This is a genomic window from Mycobacterium sp. Soil_C_30 (assembly GCF_057656995.1).
Genome location: NZ_JBDGJH010000008.1, coordinates 168,254 through 190,205 on the forward strand (window position 1 = coordinate 168,254; position 21,952 = coordinate 190,205).

A 21,952-nucleotide genomic window follows, 5' to 3' on the forward strand; every position below is an offset into this window, starting at 1 on the left:
TGTGTCAACCGGTGAACTCGTGGCGGTGCGTCTGCGCCCACCCGGGATCACCGGTTGACGCGTACTCGATCCATGACCGGTGCATCTCGCTTGCCAGCGCTTGTGGCGGGGTCAGCGGCCCCAGCAGTCCACTGGAGCCGCGTAGCGCGGGCTCGTCGATACAGTCGAAGACAAACGGCAGTTCGACCGCGTGCGCGGCACCCAGCCGTCCGTTGAGGGCCGGCGACCGCCAGATGAACCGATACTCGTGCAGCGGCGCCTCGCCACGTGATGTGTGCGCGTCCACGAGCTGCCGCGTGCCTGCGCCGAAGAGTGCGTCGCTCAGCAGAGCAGAGCGTCTCTCACCCCAAGTCGAATCGGGCAGGCGCGAAAGCAGTTCGGCGACAGTCGCGTCGGGATCTGCGCTGCTACGTGCGGCCAGCTCACGCACATCGGTCTCCGAGGACCTGTCCAGATCACCCTGCGGCGCCAAATAGAGATTGCCCTCCTCGGCGTTGGTGCCGATGAGGAGTGGGACCTGTGCGCCGAACCCCGCCGCGACCACCTCCGCGGGCTGACGCTCCAGCACCACACTGAACGGACTGAGCCCCACAAGAGGATCACAACGGCTGCCTGTCTGCAGATCGACCCCCGTCAGCGCAGCGCCCAGCTCGACCAGCTGACCATCGGAGAAGCTCGAGAACGTGGTCGAACTGGGTGCTGTATCGAGGAGCAGACCGGCACGGTGGGTGACACGGGCGGCTTGCTCGAGATCAAAGGCGCCAACCCCGTTGCCACTCTGGATGATCGCCCGCCGTATCAGCACTCCGATGTCAGGCACGGTCAGGAGAGCCCCGACCATGGTGGCCCCGGCTGACTGCCCGAACAGTGTCACATTGTCGGGATCTCCGCCGAACGCCGCGATGTTGGTCTGCACCCACCGCAGTGCGGCCAACACGTCGAGCATCCCGCGATTGGGCGGGGCGTCAGCCACATCCAGGAAGCCGATGACGCCCAGTCGGTAGGTGACTGTCACCAGCACGACGCCGTCCCGCGCGAAGGTCGCGCCGTCGTACAGCGGCGATCGGGTGGAGCCGGAGACGAACCCGCCGCCGTGCACGAACACCATCACCGGCCGCTGGGTGGCGCCTTCCGGGGCCCAGACATTGACTTTCAGATAGTCCGGATCGCCCACGCGGGCGACCCCGAAGAACGGCGACATGTTCAGCGCACCGAACCCGGTGCGTGGCTTCTGGGGCGCTGCCGGCCCTGGCCGGGTGGCATCGAGAACACCTGTCCATCCCAGATGTGTTGCAGGGGCCGCAAACCGGGCCGGACCTGTCGGCGGTGCCGCGTAGGGAACACCCAGGAACACCGACCCCGCAGCACCGTTGATCCCGCGGACGGCGCCGGTAGCGGTGGCCACGATCACCTCAGACATCGGTCACCCGCGCGAACGCTGCCCATTTCTTGATCGCAAAGCCGTCGCCCTGGTGACGCACCTCGGCACCGCCGTGCCCACCGAGGTGCGCAGGGAACACCAGGGTGTTGGTATCGGCCGCCTGAGCGAGTACCCGCCGCCGGGTGGCCATGGCCTGGGCAGGGTCCTCGCAGAAACAGCTGTTGATGTCAGGGTCGATCACCTGCAGCGCAGTGTGTAGCAGGTCGCCGACGAACACCGCTCGCTCGGTGCCGGATTGGAGGCGCAGGATCGACGATCCCGGAGTGTGGCCCGGGGCCAGGTCGAGCCGAAGATTGCTGTCGATGTCCAGCTGTGTGTCCCAAAGCTGGACTTGTCCGGCATCGTGCACCGGAGCGACGCTGTCCTCGAACACGATCCGGCTTCTGTCACCGAGGCGGGACGGCCGGCCGTTGGCGGGGTTCCAGAACTCGAAGTCGGCGCGCGACATCAGGTACGTGGCGTTCGAGAAGGTCGGCACCCACTCGCCGTCGCGCAGGACGGTGTTCCACCCGACGTGATCGTTGTGCAGATGGGTGTTGACGACGACGTCCACCTCGTCGGGTCGGACACCTGCTCGTGCGAGGTTGCCCAGGAAGTCCGTCTCGAGGTGGTCCCAGACCGTGCCGGGGCGTTCCTTGTGATTCCCGGCGCCGGTGTCGATGAGAATCGTCTTGCCCTCGCTGCGCAGTACCCAGGTCTGCAGGGCGGATACACACATCCCGGAACCGGGGTCGTAGAAGTCAGGCACCAGCCAGTCCTGATTGGCCTCCCACGATTCATGACAGCTGTCCGGGAAGAAGGTTGCCGGCGACAGGTCGACCGATCCGAAGTATTCCATGACGCGGGTGACCGAGACGTCGCCCAGTTCGAGTTTGTCCATGTCTCCCAGGGTCCGGCTGGTGTACCGCCGCAACCAGCCCCGGCGATGCCTATCACTGGCAGGGTCAGGAACCGACGGGGCGCGGATGCGCGCAAAGAGCGATAGTGGAGATATGACGTACACCAGCCTCGGGGAGTTCCTGCGTGCCCGGCGTGCCCAACTCGATCCGCACGACTTGGGGCTGACCATGGTGTCAGGACGACGCCGCGTGGCCGGGCTGCGCCGTGAGGAACTGGCTCAGCTGGCCGGAGTCAGCGTCTCCTACTACACCCGCCTGGAACAGGGCCAGTCCGTCAATGCCTCCGACGCGGTGCTCGATGCGATAGCCAGGGCGCTGCGCCTCGACGAGCACGAACAACGACACCTGCACACGCTGGCCGGCGCCCGACCCAGACGGGCGACCAGGATTCCTGCCGAACGTGTCGACCCGTTGACCAGGGATCTGCTGCTGTCTCTGGGGAACCTGCCTGCGCTGGTGGTCGGCGTTCGCCTGGACATCCTGGCCTGGAACTCGGCGGGGCACGCGTTGCTGGCCGGTCACCTGGACCGCGACGCGGTACATCGTCCTGTGGATCGACCCAATCTGGCGCGGATGCTGTTCTTGGACAACCACACTCGCGAGCTCTACGTAGAATGGCAGCGCAAGTCACGCGCCGTCGTCGGTGCCCTGCGCCACGTCGCCGGTCGTTACCCGGATGATCCGGCGCTGGCTGCTCTGATCGGTGAATTGTCGATGAAGAGCCCAGAATTCGTCGCACTGTGGCGTGACCACCGGGTCAAACCGTGTGAAGCGGACTCATACCAGCTGAGGCACCCGACGCTTGGACCGCTGACCGTCACCCAGCACAACCTGGGGGTGGCGCGGGCCACCGGGCAATCCGTGTGCATCGTGACGGCGAGCCCGGGATCGCCGTCGGCGGACACGCTCGACCTGTTGGCCACCCAGGTCCGGGACAGGCCAGGCCCTGTCGCGGTACCGGCTGACCGCTGAGTTCACTCGAAGATGTCGGTGGGCACCATTGCCGAAACCAGCACGTTCGGTACGTCGACAAGCTGGCTGATCCGGAGGTCGACGGCGACGCTGCACAGCGCATAAGCCTGCGCACGGGTGAAACCGCGTTCGCCGGCGAGGTGATCGACCATGTGACGCAACGCATTGCGGGTGGCGAGGTTGAGGTCCTCGGGATGGATCCGGCCGTCGGCGTCGACCGGGGTGCCCGTCACCGCGAAGTGCGGCCGGCTCGCCACGTCAGGAGGGCCTACGGTCAGCCGCTCGTAGCTCAGGTGCCGCAGATCGACTGCGGATCCCTTGCGCAGGTCGAGGCGTACTACCACCCGTGTAGTGGTTTCCACTGCGGCACCGCAGGATTCACCGTCACCCTGGGCGAAGTGTCCATCGCCCACGGAGAACAGGGCACCGGGTACCCAGACCGGTAGATACACCCGGCTTCCCGCCGTGAGGTGTTTGATGTCGATGTTGCCGCCGGCTTCGGTGGGGGAGATGGTGCGGCGAGCCGGGTCATCTGGGCGGTCCGGCGGCACCGCCGAGACGGGGTTCGGCAGTTCGACCAGACCGCCGTCGTCGGCGGCCCGTCGTTCCGCGGCTTTGGTGCGCTCGAACAGTTCCCGGGACGGCGCCACCCCCATCACGCCCATGAAGGGCGCACCGGGCAACCGCACGCCCGGTAGATCAACGGAACGGGCGAAACCGTCGGCGATCTCCCAGCGCACGATGTGCGGCTCGGTGAACTCGTCACGCAGGAATCCGAATCCGGGAATGTTCAGCGTGGCACCGAAGTCGCCGGTTTCGACCGACAGCACATCGACCACCAGCAGATCTCCCGGTTCCGCGCCCTCGATGTGCACGGGGCCCGTGAGCGGATGAATCCGGGTGGCGTCCATCAGCAGCACGTCGGCCGCAGTGGAGTCCCGGGTGATCTGGCCGTCGTACCCGTCGCGAGCGCGGAGTGAGACGGTGTCTCCAGGGTTGCAATGCAATACCGCCGGGATGTCGGGATGCCATCGGTTGTGACCGGCCCTGGGGTCGTCAACCAGCGGTGAGGTCAGATCGAGTTCGATCTCGTGCACAGCGCTCATGATGCCGTATCCGGGGGAGACGGAAAGCCTCCGCGGGCACGCTCGAAAGTGTGCGCGACGCGTAGCACTGTCGCGTCGTCGAAGTGTCTGCCCACGATCATCATGCCAGTGGGCAGGCCGTCGACCATGCCCGCCGGGACGCTGCACGCCGGGTGCCCGGTGACGTCAAAGGTCGCAGTGTTCGCCATCATCTCCAGGGCCCGCGCCATGGATTCCTCGAGAGTGGCGTCCGCGTCGGGGATCACGCTGGCGAGGATCGGGGTGGTGGGCATGACGAGTACGTCGTAGCGTCCGAGGGCCTCGTCATAGGCAGCACGCAGATGCGGCACCAGGTTGCGCGCCATCCCGTAATGGGCGCCATGATTACGGTCGATGGTGTGGCGTCCGGCGAGCAGGACGAGCTTGACGGTATCCGGGAAGAGGGTTCCGTCGGCCCGCCACCTGCCGCCGTAGTGCGCCATCAACGTGGGATCGTAGTGGCCCTGCCAATTCATGCCGTAGGCGTTACCGTCGACCATCTGGGCGGTGCCGCCCTCGATGGAGATCACGTCCCAGATCCTCTTGCCGTACCGATGCCAGGGCACCGAAACCTGTTCACAGAGAAGGCCTTCGCCGCTGAGTACCTCGACCGCGGCGCGAACGGCCTCGTCCACGCCGGGCACCGACTCCGGATGGCCGAACCCTTCGCGCACCACACCCACCCGCAGTCCTGCCGTGGGCCGCGCGAGCTCGGCGGTGAAGTCAGGCACGCTCACGCCGCCATGTTGCCTGGGGTCCAGCCCGTCCGTCCCGGCGATGACCCCCAACACGAGTGCGGCATCGGCGACGGTCCGTGTCATCGGGCCCACGTGATCGAGGGTCTGCTCGATGGGGAAGGCGCCGGTGTAGGGCACCAGGCCGTGGGTCGGTTTGTGCCCGACGATGCCGGTGAAGGCGGCGGGCAGCCGGACCGACCCGCCCTGATCGCCGCCGAGCGCGACGTCGACGGCACCCGAGGCCACCAATGCCGCACTGCCGCTGGACGAGCCGCCGGTGGTTCGTCGGTGATCCCAGGGGTTGCGGACGGGGCCGGTGGCGGCGGTGTGCGAGGCGCCGGAGAAGCAGAGGTTCTCGCACACCGCTTTCCCGGTGATCATCGCGCCGGCAGCCAGCAACCGGGTGACGACGGTGGCGTCGAGCTGCGGGATGAAGGTGTCGAGTAGCGCCGAGCCGTTCATCATCGGTACGCCGGCCACCGCGATGTTGTCCTTGATCGCCACCGTCCGACCGCGGAGCGGGCCGGTGCCCCGTGCAGTCACTTCACACTGGACGTACCAGGCTCCGAGCGGGTTGTCCTCGGGCTGTTGCCATGTCCTGCTTATCGGCGCCGTCGCGATCTCATGGTGTAGTTCTGCAACAACATCCCACGAATCGAGCACGTCCTTCACCAGCGGGGCGAACGACACGAGGTCGGCCGCGGACAGCCCGAGACCGTATCGGGCGGAAATAGTTTCGAGTTCGGAGACTCCGGGTCGGTGGACAGCCATGGCTCAGCCGACCTCCAGGGTCTCGCGCGCCTTGGTGGCGAGATCGGTGTTGACGTTGTTCTCGTACGAGGTGGCATCGGACGGGTACTCCGCGATGTTCTTGGTGAACAACGAGATCTCCATGTTCTTGTCCCACGACTCCTTGGTCACGGTGATGTCCTCTGCGTAGCCTCTTGCCTCGATCTCACGTTCTACTGCCGCTGCGACGATCTCGCGGGACAGGTCGGGGAAATAGCCGGCGGCGATGTCGATCGTCGCTTCCGGATCTGAGTAGATGAACTTCGACGCCTTGGCGATCGCGGTGACCACGCCTTGCGCCGCTTCGGGGTTCTCTTGCAGGTAACGGTCGGTGGTGGTCAGACTCGAGAACGCGAACGGATACCAGTCCTTGTTCGCCGGGAACGAATACACGACCTCGAGCCCCTGATCGACCACGGCTTGGCTCACTGTCGGCTCGAAGGAAAGTGCGAGATCGGCCTGTCCACTCGCGACCGCTGCGAGTTCACTACCCAGCGCCACATTCACCAGCGTCACGTTTTGCAGACCCTGTTGATCGATCAGGTACTGCATGAATGCCCAGCTGGTGTCCGGTTCGGGGCTGACAACCACTCTTTTACCCTCGAACACCGACGGATTGTCGAGAGTGGCGTTTCCGCCCTCACGGCCGATCACGAATACCGACGGTGCGTTCTGAATGGCTGCGACCACCACTCCGGGGCCACCGTTCTCGTGTGACTTCGGCACAAAAACCGGATCCTGGATCGAGAAGTCGGCGGATCCACCGACCACCGCTGCCCAGGACTGCGTGCCACCACCACCGGTGGCGATCTCGACCGTCACGCCCTGCTCGGAGAAGAAGCCCTGTTCCTGAGCCACATAGAGCGGCAGGTAGAGCAGCGATTGGAAGGCTTGGCTGATCCGCACCGTGGTGGTGCCTGCGGCCGATTCGGTGGCCTGCCCACCGCAGGCTGCGACGAACAGCATCGCGATGGCACTGACGAGTGCAGCGAAGGTGCGCAGGAGAATTCGTGTGGACATGTATCTCAAGACCTTTCCCAATGACCGAGGAACCGCTCGAGGGCGGTGACGAGGAGGTTGAAGACCAGCACCATGGCCATGACAATGGCGATGCCGGCGATGACGAGTGTGATGGTGAAATTGGAGCTGCCCAGTAGGATCATGTGTCCCACACCGGCATCGGAGCTGATGTACTCACCGACAATGGCGCCCACCAGTGCGAAGCCGATGTTCAGCTTCAATCCAGAGACCACCCAGGTCATCGCGGAGGGGACGACGAGCTTGCGAAAGATCTGTGAGCGGGAGGCTCCGAATGACCGCATGAGGTTGATCAGGTCAGGGTCGGTGCGCCGGGCGCCGCGGTAGGAAGTGGTCAGTGAGACCACCACGCACGAAAACGCAACGATGACCACCTTGGAGGTCATCTCGGTGCCGAACCAGATGATGGTCAACGGCGCAACCGCCAGGACCGGGATCGACCCGATGGCCGCGATGAAAGGGGCGGTGAGGTCGGCGACGAAGCGTGAGTACCACAGCAGCAGTCCAAGCGCGGAACCGCCGACCGCGCCGATCAAGAAGCCCAGGACCACCTCGAGACTGGTGACGCCGATATCGGTCCACAACTCACCTGTCAGGGCGCGTTTGTGAAGCACTTCCCAGACCGCGCTCGGGCTGCCGAAGAGGAAGGAACTGATGGCTCCGCTTCGAGCGCCGAATTCCCATGCGGCCAGGAACATCACGACGATCGACGCTTGCAACGTGTGAAGAACGACGCGGCGGAGACGTGCCGAGACCTGGAGCGACCGGCGCCGGCTCGGACGTGCCGCAGCGGTGGACGGCGGGGTGAGGACGGTGGTCATCGGGCCTCCTTCGGGGTGCGTGTCATGCGATTGCCGGGCTCTGACCGATACCGCGCCAGATCTTTTCGTAGAACTCGTTGAATCGGGGCGCCAGGCGTCGCTCGTTGATGTCGGTGCTGGTGGTGCCCAGATCGATGTCGAGTTCGTGGACCACCTGGCCCGGATGCGCTTTCAGGACGTACACGCGGTCTGACATCGTTACTGCTTCCTCGATGTCGTGCGTCACGGCCACAACGGTTTTACCTGTGGCCCGGGCGGTTTCGAGGAGCTCACCCTCCAGCGCGATCTTGAGGGGATAGTCCAGCGCCTTGTACGCCTCGTCCATCAGGATGATGTCGGGGTCGGTCACCATGGTGCGCATGAGCGCCGCTCGCTGCTTCATCCCGCCGGATAGGTCGGACGGATACTTGTCCTCGTAACCTTCGAGTTTGTAGGCGCTGAACAATCCGCGCGCCCGTTCGCGAGCATCCTTCTTGCGTGTTCCTCGGACCTCCAGTCCGAGCACGACGTTTTCCAACACCGTCCGCCATGGGAACAGCAGATCCTTCTGCAGGACATAGCCGATGTGTTGGGACGTGGTACCGGTGACATCTTCGCCGTTAACCTTCACCGATCCGGATGTCGGCGCCACCAGGCCGGTGATGATGTTGAACAGAGTCGATTTGCCGCAACCGCTGGGCCCGACGATCGAGATGAATTCGCCGCGGTCGGCGTGCAGGGTCAAGCCCCGCAACACCTGCGTGACGCCGGTGTCGGCGCGGTACTCCTTATCGATCCCGACGACTTCCAATCGGTGGGTCATGCGCGGTCTCCGGTGCCGTGCGGATGACTCTCAGCAAATCGGTAGTCGACTGATATGTCACTCATGCCTAGCTTTGTCCGTTCCTCGATGGCGGAGTTCTCGGTGTGAAACATGGATGTAAAACTTGGGCGGGGGGCGGCCTGTGAAGCCCGTGAGCCCGTCGCGATGGACATAGCGAAGCACACCTGGACGGGTTGAGCAACCGATTGTTCATTTTCGTTTGTACGGTGGACAACCGATTGCGCAAGCTGATTAAATGCAGCCGGGTCGCATGTCGGCCCGCTTCCCGAAATCGTGTCTATAGGAGACGCCGATGCCTATGCTCGACGGAATCCAGGTCGTGAGCTTCACCCACTTCCTTCAGGGTCCATCCGCTACCCAGCTACTAGCCGACCTCGGCGCTCGCGTGGTCAAGGTCGAGCCGCCCGGCGGGGCGTTCGAACGCTCGTGGTCGGGTCCGGACGCCTACTTGAATGGCGAGAGTGTCTTCTTCCTGCTTGGCAACCGCAATGCCGAGAGCCTGGTGGTGGACCTCAAGGACAGTGAGTGGCTCGAGGTTGTGCTGCGGCTGATCGACGAGGCGGACGTCCTGATCGAGAGTTTCCGTCCTGGGGTGATGGATCGGCTGGGATTGGGATGGAATCGACTGCGCAAGACAAACTCTCGTCTGGTGTATTGCTCGTTGTCGGGGTACGGCAGTGACGGACCCTACAGAGACCGTCCGGGACAAGATGTGTTGCTGCAGTCCATGTCGGGTATTGCGGCAGCAACAGGCACCGCCGCAGGCCCACCGACACCGGTCGGTACCTCGCTGGTGGACCAACACGGCGCTGTGCTCGGTGCATTCGGCATCCTGGCCGCTCTGCACGGGCGCGAACGTACCGGACAGGGGACGCGGGTGGAGAGCAACCTGCTCAGCGCAGCGCTGGATCTGCAGATAGAACCGCTGTCCTATTACCTCAACGGATTCCAGGGCAAGCGCAGCGTTTCAGGAATTTCGTCGCCGTACTACAAAGCGCCGTACGGGGTATTCGGCACTGCCGACGGGTACCTGACCCTCTCGCTCAACGCCCTCGCGCGGCTGGCGGAGGTGTTCGACGACGCCTGGTTTCTCTCTGTCGGCGAGGACCGCTCATACGAAAGGCGCGATGACGTCAACGACCGGGTAGCCAAACACATGCTGCAACGCACGTCGGCGGAATGGAGCACGGTCTTCACCGCAGCCAAGATGTGGTTCGCGCCCGTCAACACCTACGCCGATGTCTGTGAGGACCCTCAGGTCCGGCACAACGGGTCCGTTGTCGAGATCGACCACCCCCGAGCAGGTTCGGTGAAACTCCTGGCGCACCCTGTGCTCTACGACGGCGAGCGGCCCGGTGTCCGGGCCGTGCCGCCTGAACTGGGTGCGGCGAATCGGACCATTCTGACGGAGTTGGGATACGGCGCCGCGGACATCGACCGGCTGCAGGCGAAGGTGGGTAGGTGATGGCTGAGACCCTGGAGTTTCTTCGTCTGGAACGGCAGGCCGACGAGTGCATTCTCACCATCGTCCTCGAACGGCAGGACAAGCGTAATGCTCTCAATGTGGGCATGATTCGGGAACTCACACGTGTGATCGACGCACGAGAGCCCGGTGTCCGGGTGATCGTGATCAGCGGTGGAGGCTTCTTCTCAGCGGGAGCGGACATCGGTGTCTACGGTCGGGGCGACCAAGGTGAGATCGGTGAGATCACCCGGGCAGCCGGGGTGCTCGTCGAGACCATCAGCACCGCAACGGTCCCGGTGATCGCAGCCGTGGAGGGGATGGCGCTCGGTGGCGGATTCGAGGTAGCACTGGCGGCTGACTTGATCATCGCCGGTCAGACGGCGAGATTCGCACTGCCGGAGGTGTCACTCGGGCTGATTCCGGGATGGGGCGGTACACAACGCCTGGCCGCCCAGGTGGGCAGTCGAAAAGCCAAACAACTCATCATGTTCGCCCAGCGACTGACGGCACCCGAAGCTCTGGAGCTGGGACTCGTCAACGAAGTGGTCGAGGACGGGGCCAGCTTGTCGCGGGCGCTCGAGTTGGCCGGGCAGTTGGGGGCATCTTCGCGTACCGCGCTGGCCGCGACCAAGCTGATGGTGTCCGGTGCCGAAAGAGCACTGGCTTACGGTGACGAACGTGCCGTGCTGATGAGCCTGTTCACCTCACCGGACGGTCGAGAAGGGGTGGCCGCCTTCGTCGAGAAGCGGCCGGCGGACTTTCGTCGCTGACTGTCAGTCCCGAGACGGCGCGGCGCTGGTCTCCATGATCACGAGTTCGGGAGCTGGGTCATCGACTGTGACATCGGTCAGCGCCGCACCGCCGAGGTGCTCGATGAGCAACGTGGCGGCCACTTCGCCGAGTCGGCGCAACGGTAGCCGCACCGTCGTGATCGCGGGATACACCGTGTTCGACACCCACGTGGTGTTGATGCCGACGATGGACAGGTCCCCGGGTACGCGCAGGCCGAGACGTTGCGCGGTGGACAAGGCGCCCACTGCGGCGTTCACGCTCGCGACCACTACGGCCGTGGGACCGTCGCGCTGTCCCAGCCGCGCCGTGCGATGCAGTTGGTTGATCGCCGACGCCCCGGCGTCGGCTTCCCAGCCCGCGTCCACGATCCAGGCGGGATCGGACTGGATGCCGGCGGAGGTGACGGTATCGAGATAGCCCGCCTTGCGCCGTGCCGCCGTGTCGTGCATCTGGGTGCCGGAGATGAACGCGATACGTCGATGGCCAAGGGCGATCAGGTGTTCCGTGGCGATGGCCGTGCCGCGGTGATCGTCGAGGATCGCCGATCCCACCCGGTCGGGGATCCGGGAGTTGATGGTGATCGCCGGGACGCCGGGTTGCAACACCGCACTCAGCATGGCGTCGTCGAAGTCTTCGCGCCGCTGGATCAGCAGGCCGTCCACCCGGCCCTCGCGGACCAGGCGGGACAACTGCTGGGTGCCGTCCGGTGGCGCGTCGACCTGTCCGAGCAGCACATCGGTGTCGTGGACCGCGGTGGCCTCCTGGACACCGAGCAGCATATCGGCGAAGACGGCGTTGTTGACGTCGGGAACTATCAGTCCGATTGCGCCCGAACGTGACTGGCGAAGTGCACGGGCTCGCGCGTTCGGGATGTAGTCGAGTTCGGCGGCAGCCGCCAGCACACGCGCCCGTGTCGACTCACTCATCCGTGCACGGACATCGCCGGTCAGCGCGCGAGAGGCGACGGACTTCGAAACCCCTGCAGCTCGTGCCACGTCATCGAGGGTTCCCATGGAGCTCATAGTAAGTGGCGCTTGCCCGCCGACCCGACGGGCCGTCAAGCTGGTGTCGGCGCAGGTTCGCCGGCGGCGGCTTTCATCTTGGCGAACAGCTCGGTGTAGTACGGCAGGCACTCTTGCAAGGCCTGCTCGGTGGTGAACAGCGGCTGGTAGCCGAGGTCGCGGCGCGCCTTGTCGATGGAAAAGTAGTTGTCCAGCGAAATGCGCTCGATGGCAAGTGGTTCCAGTAGCGGCTTGGGCAGCCCGAACCGGAAGTGCAGGAACTGCCACACCGTCATAACCGCGTGCACCAGCTTGCCGGGGATTCGGAACGTCGGCCACGGCTGGCCACAGGCCTGTACCACCGGGCGGGAGAACTCGAACATGTTGATCGGTTCGCCGTCGTTGATGAAATACGCCTGCCCGGGAGCGGTGCCGCCGGGGACGAGATGCTCTGCGGCCAGGATGAACCCGTGCACCAGGTTGTGCACGTACGAGTTGTCCAGCTTGACGTTCTTGCTGCCCACCAGCACCTTGACGTGCCCGGCGAGCACACTTTCGAACACCTTGCGGAACATCGTCTGATCACCGCGGCCCCAGATGCCGCTGGGCCGGATGGAACAGGTCAGCATGCCCTGCTCGCCGTTGGCGGCCAGCACGAACTTCTCTGCCACCACCTTGGTCTCGGTGTAGAGATCGTTGAATCGGCCGGTGTATGGGAGCGTCTCGTCACCGCCGGAGATCTGCTGACCACCCATCACGACGCTGTTGGACGCGGTGTAGACGAACCGCGCCACCCCTGCCCGTTGAGCGGCGTGGACCAGGTTCTTCGTGCCTTCGACGTTGACCGCGAAACTGCGCCGCCGGTAATCCTCGGTGACCGATGCGCCGCCCATCAGGTCGATGATCGCAGCGGTGTGGAACACCGTGTGCACGCCTGCGACCGCGGCGGCGACGTCATCAGGGTTGCAGATATCGCCAACGGAGGTCGTCAGCGCCGCATGGTCGGGCAGCGACGACGGCACCCGGTCGAACGAATGCACCTGGTGTCCGCGAGCCAGGAGTTCGGCCACCAGATTGGCGCCGACAAATCCGGAGCCGCCGGTGACGAGGACTCGTCCGAGGTCGGTGGTCAGCGTTGCATCACCCCGCGAAGAAACCATGGGGGTCAGCATACCCAAGAAACTGGAACCTGTTCCAGTTCTCGTTCGGGGCGGTTCTAGCGGGCCCTCAGTCGTCGTCCTCGTCGCCGTCCGAACCCAGCGCATTCTCGACACGCTGACGGGCTCCAGCTAAGTGCTCTTCGCAGCGTTTTGCCAGCTTCTCGCCGCGTTCCCATAGAGTCAGCGACTCGTCGAGGTCCAGCCCGCCCTGTTCGAGGGTGCGCACGACGTCGATCAATTCATCTCGGCACTCTTCATAGCCGAGTTCACTAATGGGATTAGTCTCTTCACTCATCAACAGCCCCCTTACTGGTCGCCGTCACGGCTCCGTCAGCCACCCTGATCCGCAACCGCGTTCCCGCCGGCGCGTCGGCCACCGAACGCAGCACCTGGGAACCGGCCTGCACCACCGCATAACCACGGGCCAGCGTCGCGGCCGGGCCCAGTGTGGCCAACCGCGCCGACAAATGCTCCACGCGGTCGGTCTCGGCGGCGATGAACCGGGTGATGTCGCGGCGCAGCGCCGCGACGGCGCGGTCGATCTCGTGGCCGCGGTCATCGATCGCCCGCAGCGGATCAGCCAGCACCGGGCGGCTGCGCAGCTGCGCGATATGGCGTTCCTCGCGGTGCACCCAGTTGCGCAGCGCCTGCGCGCTGCGGTGCCGCAGCTCGGCGACCAGCCGCTGCTCGGCCACCGCGTCGGGGACCACCCGCTTGGCGGCATCGGTGGGTGTCGCGGCGCGCAGGTCGGCCACCAGGTCGCACAGCGGGTTGTCCGGTTCATGCCCCACTGCGCTGACCACCGGTGTCGTGCACCTGGCGATCTCGCGGCACAGGGTCTCATCGGAAAACGGCAACAGATCCTCGACGCTGCCGCCGCCGCGGGCCAGCACGATGACGTCGACCTCCGGGTCACGATCGAGGGCACGCAGCGCCTCGACGATCTGAGGCACGGCGTTGGCGCCCTGCACCGCGGCGTTGCGGATGGCGAACCGCACCGCCGGCCACCGCGCGGTCGCCACGGACGTCACGTCGTGCTCGGCGGCGCTGGCGCGGCCGGTGATCAACCCGATCTGCGACGGCAGAAACGGCAACGGCCGCTTCAACCGCGGGTCGAACAGCCCCTCGGCATCCAACAGCCGTCGCAGCCGTTCGATTCGGGCCAGCAGCTCACCGACACCAACCGCGCGAATCTCGCTGATGCGCAAGCTGAACGACCCGTTGCGGGTGTAGAACTGCGGCTTGCCCAGCATGATCACCTGGGTGCCTTCGGTCAGCGGCACCGGGGCATTGGCCACCAGATCCCGGGGACAACTCACCGACAGTGACATGTCCGCCGCCGGATCGCGCAACACCATCCACGCCGTCGACTGGCGCACTTTGAGTTCGGTCAGCTGACCTTCGACCCACACCATGCCGAGGCGGTCGATGTACTTGGCGACGCGCGTCGCCACCGCCCGGACCGGCCAGGGATTGTCGGCGGACTTTCCCTGTTCAGCCTCGGTCACTTGGCAGAGGCGCGAGTGATCCTGTTGGCCAGCAGCGTCTGGAAGGGGGCCCGCGCCTTGGTGGACTCCTCGAACGCAAGCAGGGCCTCGAGTTCGCCGACCGAGAGCGACTGCAGCCGGGCGCGCAACTGAGCCAGCGTCAACGTGGTGTAGTCGATGTCGGCCACCACCTGCGGTGCCTCGCCGTTCACCGGCTCAGGCGTGGACACCGGGTTGGCCGGAACCTCGTCTTCGGACACCGAGTAGAGCGCGAAACGCCCCTCGGTGAGCCGCTCTCCGTTCGGTTCGGTGACTTCGACGTCGGGGATGTCCTCGTCGAACGTTGCCCATTCGGGTTGCTCGTTCTTCGGCGGAAACAGATTCTCCAGGGTCTCGTCACCCTTGTTCACCAGGTCGGCGACGTCCTGCTGAACCTTCATCACCAGTTGGGCGACCTGGCTGACCAGGGTCATCGGGTACGTGACGATGGTTTGCGGCAGCTTCATGGTCTCTTCGACTGCGGTGGCGGCCACGCCCACCAGCAGCCGAACTCCGTACGGTGCAGTCGACATGGCAGCCAGAGTACTTCTGTCCGGTCGACGAGCCCGAGGGACGAGGGTGAAGGAGGGCCGGGCGCATGACGTCTGTCCGGTCGACGAGCCCGAGGGACGAGGGTGAAGGAGGGCCGGGCACATGACTCTGAGCTGCTGAGTGGCCCGCCGAGACCGCGGGAAAGTACCCTGGAGCCCATGCCGCCAACCGTCAACATGGGGATTCCCGGTGCCACCGTCTCGGTCGCTCGATCTTCCGCGGGGCAGGCGGCGGTGAAGCGAGTCCTTCTCGCCGAACCTCGCGGCTACTGCGCCGGGGTGGATAGGGCCGTCGAAACGGTGGAACGCGCGCTGGAGAAGCACGGAGCTCCGGTGTACGTGCGCCATGAAATCGTGCACAACCGCTACGTCGTCGACACCCTGGCCAAGGCCGGGGCAGTGTTCGTCGAGCAGACCGACGAGGTACCCGAGGGCGCCATCGTCGTGTTCTCGGCCCACGGTGTGGCCCCGACGGTTCACGAAGAGGCCGCTGCCCGCAATCTGCAGACCATCGACGCCACCTGCCCGTTGGTGACGAAGGTGCACAACGAGGCCAAGCGCTTCGCGCGCGACGACTACGACATCCTGCTCGTCGGTCACGAAGGCCACGAAGAAGTGGTCGGCACCGCCGGTGAGGCGCCCGACCATGTTCAGGTGGTCGACAACCCGGACGCCGTGGACAAGGTCACCGTGCGTGACCCGAACAAGGTGATCTGGCTGTCGCAGACCACCCTCAGCGTCGACGAGACCATGGAGACCGTGCGGCGGCTGCGGGAGAAGTTCCCGACGCTGCAGGATCCCCCGAGTGACGACATCTGCTACGCCACCCAGAACCGCCAGGTGGCGGTCAAGGCGATGGCACCCGAGTGTGAGCTGGTGATCGTCGTCGGTTCGAAGAACTCGTCGAACTCGGTGCGTCTGGTGGAGGTGGCGCTGGGCGCCGGATCCCACGCGGCTCACCTGGTGGACTACGCCGAGGACATCGACCCGGCCTGGCTGTCCGGGGTCACCACCGTCGGCGTCACCTCCGGTGCCTCGGTGCCCGAAGTGCTGGTGCGGGGAGTGCTCGAGCGGCTGGCCGAATACGGTTACGACACCGTGCAGCCGGTCACCACCGCCAACGAGACCCTGGTGTTCGCGCTGCCGCGCGAGATCCGGCCGTCGCGCCGCAGCAACTGATCGCCGCTCGCTGGCCTTGATCGCTCAGCTGTCGTAGCGCCAGCGATCCGAATCCATGCTGTGCCGCGCCGTGGTGCGCGGGCGGGTGCGGTGCTCGACGCGATCGTCACCCTCGTCGGAGCCGCGGTAACGCACCCGCGACACCGGGTGGTGGGTGCTGCCCGATCCGCTGCCGGCCGCAGGCCGCCGGGGCCGCGGCGGGGGAGCGTCGTAGGACTCTGACGGCTCGTAGGACTCATACCGGTTGGGTCGGCGACGCGGCCGTTCGTACAGATCGGAATCCCGGGGATCGCGATCACGCGGATCCCGCTCCCGGGAGCGGTACTCCCTCGACGACCGCGAGCCGGGCTCGCGGGGTTCTCGTTGCTCCCGTGGGGGGCGGGGGCGGCGCCGCGGTGGTTCGTCCTGCTCGCCGAGATCGCGGGCGGAACGGCGGCGCCGGGGCGGCTCGGCATCCAGGTCGTCGATCGGCGGGCGGGCATGCCGCGAGCGCGTGGGCGGCGGCCGCTTCGGGTTCCGGCTGCCCGCGGTGCGACGGGTGCCGCTCTTGCGGGCGGTCGCGGCAGAACGCTCGACACCGTGCGCGCGGGGGCGCGGCGTGGACTCGTCGGCGTCGTCGAGATCCCCGGGATCGGTGCCGTTGATCAGCGCTGACAGCTTGGCGCGCAGGCCGGCGAAGGCCGGCTTGGCGTCGTCGCCGGCGCTGTCCTGGTCGGCCTCCGGGGCGGCGTGGGAGCCGAAGTACCAGCGAGCTGCGCCGATCACCAACACCGCCACGGACGTGGTGAGCATCAGCAGGAACCGTTCGATCAACGGGTAACCGCAGTTGATCAGGATGTCTTTGATGCCGTTGATGCTGGCGCTGTTGAACAGGTAGTAGGCGCTCGGGACTGCGACGAACAACAGCAGCGGTGGCTGTACCACCGCGGTGAATACGCTGTTCTGGCGCACGGCGAGCACGGCCGCTACACACCCGATGAAGTACAGGGCGCCGAAGACCGAGGTGAGCTCTTTGTTGCCCGAGCCGGCGTCGAACGCGAACCCGATCGTGGTGGCCGTCACGGCGATGACAACGGCACCCCACCACGGCACACCAGGGAAATTCGGGTGGGCCGAGCGGTGAGTGGCCGGCGTCCGCGACCTCGCTCCCTGCACTGACACACGTCGACCGTACCGGCTTTGTATGCGCGACGACGCCCAGCGGGCGTCTACTCCGCATGTCGAGTCTCTACACTTTGGGTCCTGTGAGCTTGAACCTGGGAATCGTGGGCCTGCCCAACGTCGGAAAATCGACGTTGTTCAATGCGCTGACGCGCAACAACGTGCTGGCCGCCAACTATCCGTTCGCGACGATCGAGCCCAATGAGGGTGTCGTGCCGTTGCCCGATCCCAGGCTCGGTGAGCTGGCCAAGGTCTTCTCGTCGGAGAAACTGGTGCCGGCAACTGTGACGTTCGTCGATATCGCAGGCATTGTGAAAGGGGCCTCAGTCGGGGAGGGGCTGGGCAACAAATTCCTGGCCAACATCCGCGAATCCGACGCCATCTGCCAGGTGGTCCGCGTCTTCGCCGACGAGGACGTCGCCCACGTCGACGGCCGGGTCGATCCGAAATCCGACATCGAGGTCATCGAGACCGAACTGATCCTCGCGGATATGCAGACGCTGGAGAAGGCGGTGCCGCGGCTGGAGAAGGAAGCACGCAACAACAAGGACCGCCGCCCGGTGCACGAGGCGGCGGTGGCGGCGCAGGAAGTGCTCAACAGCGGCAAGACGCTGTTCTCGGCTGGTACCGATGTCTCGTTGTTGCGCGAGCTCAACCTGCTGACCACCAAGCCGTTCCTTTACGTCTTCAACGCCGATGAGGCGGTTCTGACCGACGAGGCGAAGGTGGCCTCGCTGCGCGAGTTGGTGGCCCCGGCCGACGCGGTGTTCCTGGACGCCAAGATCGAAGCCGAACTGGCCGAGCTCGACGACGAGTCCGCGATGGAGCTGCTGGAATCGATCGGCCAGACCGAACGCGGCCTGGATGCCTTGGCGCGCGCCGGTTTTCACACGTTGAAGCTCCAGACCTATCTGACGGCCGGCCCGAAGGAGGCCCGGGCGTGGACCATCCACCAGGGTGACACCGCGCCCAAGGCCGCCGGGGTGATCCACACCGATTTCGAGAAGGGCTTCATCAAAGCCGAGATCGTGTCCTATGACGACCTGATCGCCGCCGGGTCCATGGCCGCCGCCAAGGCCGCCGGCAAGGTGCGCATGGAGGGCAAGGACTACGTGATGGCCGACGGCGACGTGGTGGAGTTCCGCTTCCAAGCAACGTCTGGTCACCAGAAGTAAGGCGCGAGGGTGGCTCGCAATATCAGGCAGGCAGTCGCAGCAGACCTGGATGAAGCCTCCCGAACACTCGGTGCGGCATTCGAGTCATACCCCTGGACGCGATGGTCGATTCCAGCAGACGACTATGCACATCGACTCGAACAGCTACAACGTTTGTACCTGGGCTATGCACTCGATGAGGGCCTCGTGCTGGTCACCGACGATCTGCACGGCGTGATCGCTCTGCTGCCGCCGGTCACGTCTCCACCGACAGACGACTTCCAGGAACAGGTGGCCAGGTTGCACGGAGAGCGACTGGCACTAGTTGCGCAGGTCGGTATTCCGGCTCAACCGGAAGGTGCCTGGAACCTGGCCACCCTCGGAGTTCATCCGAGTAGTCAAGGCGAGGGTGTTGGTGGCGCGATGATTCGGGCCGGGCTGAACGCGGTTGACGTCACGCACTCGGGACACTGTGCCTGCGTCGCCTTGGAGACCTCTGATGAGCGGAATGTCCGACTCTATGCAAGAGCCGGGTTCGAGGTGACTGCGACGACACTCATCGAGCACGGGCCGGCGGTCTACTCGATGGTGCGTACCGAGGCATAGATGAAGCGAGACGTGGTGGAGTTTGCATGGAGTCGTAAAACCCTGCGGACCTCTCGTAGTCGAGCACGGCGAACTCGACATGACTGCAGTACCACCCCGGCTATTACGCGGTCTCTTCTTCGACGATCCGATCAATGGGATCCATTGGGAGTTGGCCTGGGTACCCAGAATTCCGAGCCCCCGCCAGGTCTTGGCGTACTACCGGGCACTTCGTGGGTTTGCGAGGGACCGCCAAGATCTGGCGAACACGGTGTCTGGCCTCATCTTGCAGTCAAAGCGCCGACTCCCGCGACGATGACGAATTCGGCCCTGACGATGAGAGGGGACGTGGTGGAGTTCCGGTTCAACGTGTAGGCGCGGTTGCGGCCCCGGCAGGACAACCAATCGCCTGCAGGTCGTCATCAAGTGTTGACGGTCGCGAGTCGGTGGTCAGGCCAGACCGCGGCGAGTCAAGAGTCGGTGTCTTCCCCTTGCGTGTCAGCGATTGATACGCCCGAACGTCTGTGTTCACGGGGCATGGTGCCGCGTAAGCGACTGGCGGCGGCCCGGTGATTGCGGGGGAGTCGTGGCGTTGTTCGACGACGGAATGCCGTGGAGTTCCGCAATCGCCTGCAGGTCGTCATCACATGTTGACGGGTTTGCAGTCGATGGTCAGCCGTTGATGACGACTCGCGAACGTTTGGGTTCACTGAGCACGGTGCTCAGGCGGGTGTGACACCCGAGCTTCCTGCCGTCGTGGAGCGCATCAATGATGCGCGTGGGGGGTGTCGCATGCGGACCACCGTCACGAGGACTTCAGACGCTGATACAAAGCGGGCGGCGTCTTGCGCCGCTCAGTGGAGCGGATTAGCGGCCAAGGCTGCGTCCGCTCACGGAGGTGTCGGTAACGATTGACATTGCTGGACATCGCTATTCGGCGGAGGTGAGGTTCAACGTCCAGGCAGCAACAGATGTATCCCTGCGTGTGTTGCAGGCACCTGACGGTTCCGGAACCGCCCGGGCATATCTCCCTTTGCGAAATCTGCTTCTGGGAGGACGACGTTATCCAGCTTCGTTGGCCGACCATGAGCGGTGGGGCAAATGATTTAGATGAGATCGTCGAGGTTGGGCGGCGACCGCTGGATGAGGCGCGTGACCGTTTCGAGTCGCCGGAGTCGCAGCCCCAAGCGGACTGGCCTGACGACAGCACCGTGCTCTACTGGTGGCGGCCAACCTACTGGAGGCGCGTCCCGTGACGCGTGGCGTGCCGGTGTTCGGGTTGAACGTGGGCCACTTGCGAGCGATGAGATCGGGATAGCGGTGGGAAAACAAGATCTGCTCGCGGTGTACCGCGACTACCTGGCTTGCCTGAACGCACGACGGTGGGACGAACTCGAACGTTTTGTGGGCGAGGAGGTGGTCCACAACGGAAGACTGCTGGGTCTGCGCGGCTATCGGGCGATGCTGGAGGCGGACATCGAGGCGATACCAGATCTCCGTTACGTACCCGAGATCCTGATCGCCGACGATCGCGTGGTGTCCTGCAGACTCTTGTTCCACTGCACTCCGCAGCGAGAATTTCTCGGATTCGAGCCCACGGGTGGGCGAGTCTCGTTCTCGGAGCACGTCTTCTACGCGTTTCGCGAAGGGCGTATAACGGAGGTCTGGTCACTGATCGACAGGGAAGCAGTTCGCGCACAGCTGTCGTGACGTGGTGTGGCGTTGCCCGGCGAGGCTGCGGGCCGTGCGGAAGTGGTTGCGAGAGGAGCTGTTCAGACAACTGCAGATTCCCAGCAACGGTCGGGGTGCGAGCGCGGTTCGCCAACCCGTGTGGTCCAACCCGTGCCGCGGAGTTCTGCAGCATGGGTTGGCAAATCGAAGCTGCCGCAATGTATTTGCGCTGTCAGGTAGGCCGGGGCGCCGCGGCCCCGAACTTGGGTCAAAACCGCCGCAACCTCCCGTCACACTCTTAGTGTTGACGGCGATTGAATACGAAGAGATGTTCACCCGCGCAAAGTGAGAAGCGATGAAGCGACTGGCGGTTGCCACCGCGGTGGCGGCAATGGTGTTCACCATGTCACCGGCAGCGCATGCCGAGGTCGACTACGGGATGGGCTCGGGGGCTCGCGTCGCCGCGCTGGCCGGGGCGTTCGGGACGCCGCAGGTGACCATGCGGCAGTTGCAGGGCAAGGTGTGTGCCGCGCCGAATGTCTGCGAGCCGGTGTATTACTTCAACCCCGGGTCGTTCCTCGGCGGGAACATGGGTTTGATGAGCCTCAACGACGGCGTGGCGAAACTCGACCAGTGGGTCCGCGCCACGCCGGGAAAGAAGATCGCCTATGGCCACTCGCTCGGCTCGTCGGTGATCTACAAGTGGCTGCGACTGCATTCGGCCGACCCGAGCGCGCCGCCTCCGAGCGAGCTGAGCTTCATCACCAGCGGCGCCCCGGAACGTCGGGGGACCGGGTATGTCTACAGCGACCCCACCGGCTTGTATGACTACCGCAAGCAGGAAGGGTTCGGCATCCCGGCCGACACCCCGTATCGGGTCGTCGATGTGTGCCGCAAATGGGACGGCTGGTGCTACTGGATACCGGGTGACGGCCGCTGTGAGAACGGCCGGAACCAACTCCACATCGACTACACCATGGTCGACATCAACGACCCCGTCATGGAGGTCTCCGTCGAAGGCAACGTCACCTACGTACTGGCCCCGACGCCAGGATGGGACTGA

22 protein-coding genes are annotated in these 21,952 nt (G+C 65.1%); 9 read left to right on the forward strand and 13 right to left on the reverse strand.

Annotation, left to right across the window (positions count from 1 at the left end):
- Positions 1–4 precede the first annotated feature (4 nt).
- Positions 5–1,420: a carboxylesterase/lipase family protein gene (locus tag AC3A6P_RS17330; protein ID WP_487692894.1), complete on the reverse strand. Its 1,416-nt coding sequence runs from the start codon at positions 1,418–1,420 to the stop codon at positions 5–7.
- Entirely contained in the window at positions 1,413–2,321 is a 909-nt protein-coding gene (locus AC3A6P_RS17335) for an MBL fold metallo-hydrolase (protein ID WP_487692895.1), read from the reverse strand. Before AC3A6P_RS17335 ends, AC3A6P_RS17330 begins: the two co-directional genes overlap by 8 nt.
- Positions 2,322–2,433: 112 nt before the next feature.
- Here AC3A6P_RS17335 and AC3A6P_RS17340 point away from each other — a divergent pair, with 112 nt between their 5' ends.
- Complete coding sequence (locus AC3A6P_RS17340) at positions 2,434–3,312, forward strand: helix-turn-helix transcriptional regulator (RefSeq protein ID WP_487692896.1); 879 nt, start codon at positions 2,434–2,436, stop codon at positions 3,310–3,312.
- Between the two features lie 2 nt (positions 3,313–3,314).
- Here AC3A6P_RS17340 and AC3A6P_RS17345 read toward each other — a convergent pair whose 3' ends face one another.
- Genes AC3A6P_RS17345 through AC3A6P_RS17365 form a run of 5 tightly spaced genes read right to left on the reverse strand, consistent with a single transcriptional unit; the run spans position 3,315 to position 8,623 of the window.
- On the reverse strand, positions 3,315–4,418 hold the full coding sequence (locus tag AC3A6P_RS17345; RefSeq protein ID WP_487692897.1) for an acetamidase/formamidase family protein: 1,104 nt from the start codon (positions 4,416–4,418) through the stop codon (positions 3,315–3,317).
- Entirely contained in the window at positions 4,415–5,944 is a 1,530-nt protein-coding gene (locus AC3A6P_RS17350; protein ID WP_487692898.1) for an amidase, read from the reverse strand. The genes AC3A6P_RS17345 and AC3A6P_RS17350 overlap by 4 nt, the downstream gene beginning before the upstream one ends.
- A 3-nt stretch (positions 5,945–5,947) precedes the next feature.
- Entirely contained in the window at positions 5,948–6,982 is a 1,035-nt protein-coding gene (locus AC3A6P_RS17355) for an ABC transporter substrate-binding protein (RefSeq protein ID WP_487692899.1), read from the reverse strand.
- Positions 6,983–6,987: 5 nt separating this feature from the next.
- On the reverse strand, positions 6,988–7,821 hold the full coding sequence (locus AC3A6P_RS17360; protein ID WP_487692900.1) for an ABC transporter permease: 834 nt from the start codon (positions 7,819–7,821) through the stop codon (positions 6,988–6,990).
- A gap of 22 nt (positions 7,822–7,843) precedes the next feature.
- Positions 7,844–8,623 (reverse strand): ABC transporter ATP-binding protein, encoded by a 780-nt coding sequence (locus AC3A6P_RS17365; protein WP_487692901.1) that lies wholly within the window; start codon positions 8,621–8,623, stop codon positions 7,844–7,846.
- A 313-nt stretch (positions 8,624–8,936) separates the two neighbouring features.
- Between AC3A6P_RS17365 and AC3A6P_RS17370 the strand changes: the two genes are divergently transcribed.
- Positions 8,937–10,109 carry a CaiB/BaiF CoA transferase family protein gene (locus AC3A6P_RS17370; protein ID WP_487692902.1) on the forward strand — a complete coding sequence of 391 codons (1,173 nt, stop codon included), beginning with the start codon at positions 8,937–8,939 and terminating at the stop codon, positions 10,107–10,109.
- Positions 10,109–10,879: an enoyl-CoA hydratase/isomerase family protein gene (locus AC3A6P_RS17375; protein WP_487692903.1), complete on the forward strand. Its 771-nt coding sequence runs from the start codon at positions 10,109–10,111 to the stop codon at positions 10,877–10,879. The genes AC3A6P_RS17370 and AC3A6P_RS17375 overlap by 1 nt, the downstream gene beginning before the upstream one ends.
- 3 nt (positions 10,880–10,882) lie before the next feature.
- On the opposite strand, the gene AC3A6P_RS17380 is transcribed toward AC3A6P_RS17375, so the two are convergent.
- The 5 genes from AC3A6P_RS17380 to AC3A6P_RS17400 form a co-directional block, all read right to left on the reverse strand.
- Positions 10,883–11,914 carry a LacI family DNA-binding transcriptional regulator gene (locus tag AC3A6P_RS17380; protein ID WP_487692904.1) on the reverse strand — a complete coding sequence of 344 codons (1,032 nt, stop codon included), beginning with the start codon at positions 11,912–11,914 and terminating at the stop codon, positions 10,883–10,885.
- Between the two features lie 44 nt (positions 11,915–11,958).
- Positions 11,959–13,062, reverse strand: a complete 1,104-nt coding sequence (locus tag AC3A6P_RS17385) for a 3-beta-hydroxysteroid dehydrogenase (protein ID WP_487692905.1) — start codon at positions 13,060–13,062, stop codon at positions 11,959–11,961.
- 67 nt (positions 13,063–13,129) lie between these two features.
- The gene (locus tag AC3A6P_RS17390; RefSeq protein WP_487692906.1) at positions 13,130–13,357 is read right to left on the reverse strand and encodes an exodeoxyribonuclease VII small subunit; all 228 of its coding nucleotides are present in this window, start codon (positions 13,355–13,357) and stop codon (positions 13,130–13,132) included.
- The gene (xseA, locus tag AC3A6P_RS17395) at positions 13,350–14,570 is read right to left on the reverse strand and encodes an exodeoxyribonuclease VII large subunit (protein WP_487692907.1); all 1,221 of its coding nucleotides are present in this window, start codon (positions 14,568–14,570) and stop codon (positions 13,350–13,352) included. The genes AC3A6P_RS17390 and xseA overlap by 8 nt, the downstream gene beginning before the upstream one ends.
- Positions 14,567–15,121, reverse strand: coding sequence for a lipid droplet-associated protein (locus AC3A6P_RS17400; protein ID WP_487692908.1), 555 nt, complete (start codon positions 15,119–15,121; stop codon positions 14,567–14,569). The genes xseA and AC3A6P_RS17400 overlap by 4 nt, the downstream gene beginning before the upstream one ends.
- Before the next feature lie 177 nt (positions 15,122–15,298).
- Between AC3A6P_RS17400 and AC3A6P_RS17405 the strand changes: the two genes are divergently transcribed.
- A complete protein-coding gene (locus AC3A6P_RS17405; protein ID WP_487692909.1) occupies positions 15,299–16,318 on the forward strand; it encodes a 4-hydroxy-3-methylbut-2-enyl diphosphate reductase in 1,020 nt (339 codons plus the stop codon).
- Positions 16,319–16,342: 24 nt separating this feature from the next.
- On the opposite strand, the gene AC3A6P_RS17410 is transcribed toward AC3A6P_RS17405, so the two are convergent.
- Positions 16,343–17,479, reverse strand: coding sequence for a DUF6542 domain-containing protein (locus AC3A6P_RS17410; protein ID WP_487692910.1), 1,137 nt, complete (start codon positions 17,477–17,479; stop codon positions 16,343–16,345).
- Positions 17,480–17,562: 83 nt separating this feature from the next.
- On the opposite strand from AC3A6P_RS17410, the gene ychF reads away from it, so the two are divergent.
- From ychF to AC3A6P_RS17435, 5 genes are all read left to right on the forward strand, one after another.
- On the forward strand, positions 17,563–18,654 hold the full coding sequence (gene ychF / locus AC3A6P_RS17415) for a redox-regulated ATPase YchF (protein WP_487692911.1): 1,092 nt from the start codon (positions 17,563–17,565) through the stop codon (positions 18,652–18,654).
- Between the two features lie 186 nt (positions 18,655–18,840).
- Positions 18,841–19,239, forward strand: a complete 399-nt coding sequence (locus AC3A6P_RS17420; protein WP_487692912.1) for a GNAT family N-acetyltransferase — start codon at positions 18,841–18,843, stop codon at positions 19,237–19,239.
- A gap of 950 nt (positions 19,240–20,189) precedes the next feature.
- Positions 20,190–20,474 carry a CPCC family cysteine-rich protein gene (locus AC3A6P_RS17425; RefSeq protein ID WP_487692913.1) on the forward strand — a complete coding sequence of 95 codons (285 nt, stop codon included), beginning with the start codon at positions 20,190–20,192 and terminating at the stop codon, positions 20,472–20,474.
- Between the two features lie 64 nt (positions 20,475–20,538).
- Positions 20,539–20,928, forward strand: a complete 390-nt coding sequence (locus tag AC3A6P_RS17430) for an ester cyclase (RefSeq protein ID WP_487692914.1) — start codon at positions 20,539–20,541, stop codon at positions 20,926–20,928.
- A 316-nt stretch (positions 20,929–21,244) separates the two neighbouring features.
- Positions 21,245–21,952 (forward strand): PE-PPE domain-containing protein, encoded by a 708-nt coding sequence (locus AC3A6P_RS17435; RefSeq protein WP_487692915.1) that lies wholly within the window; start codon positions 21,245–21,247, stop codon positions 21,950–21,952.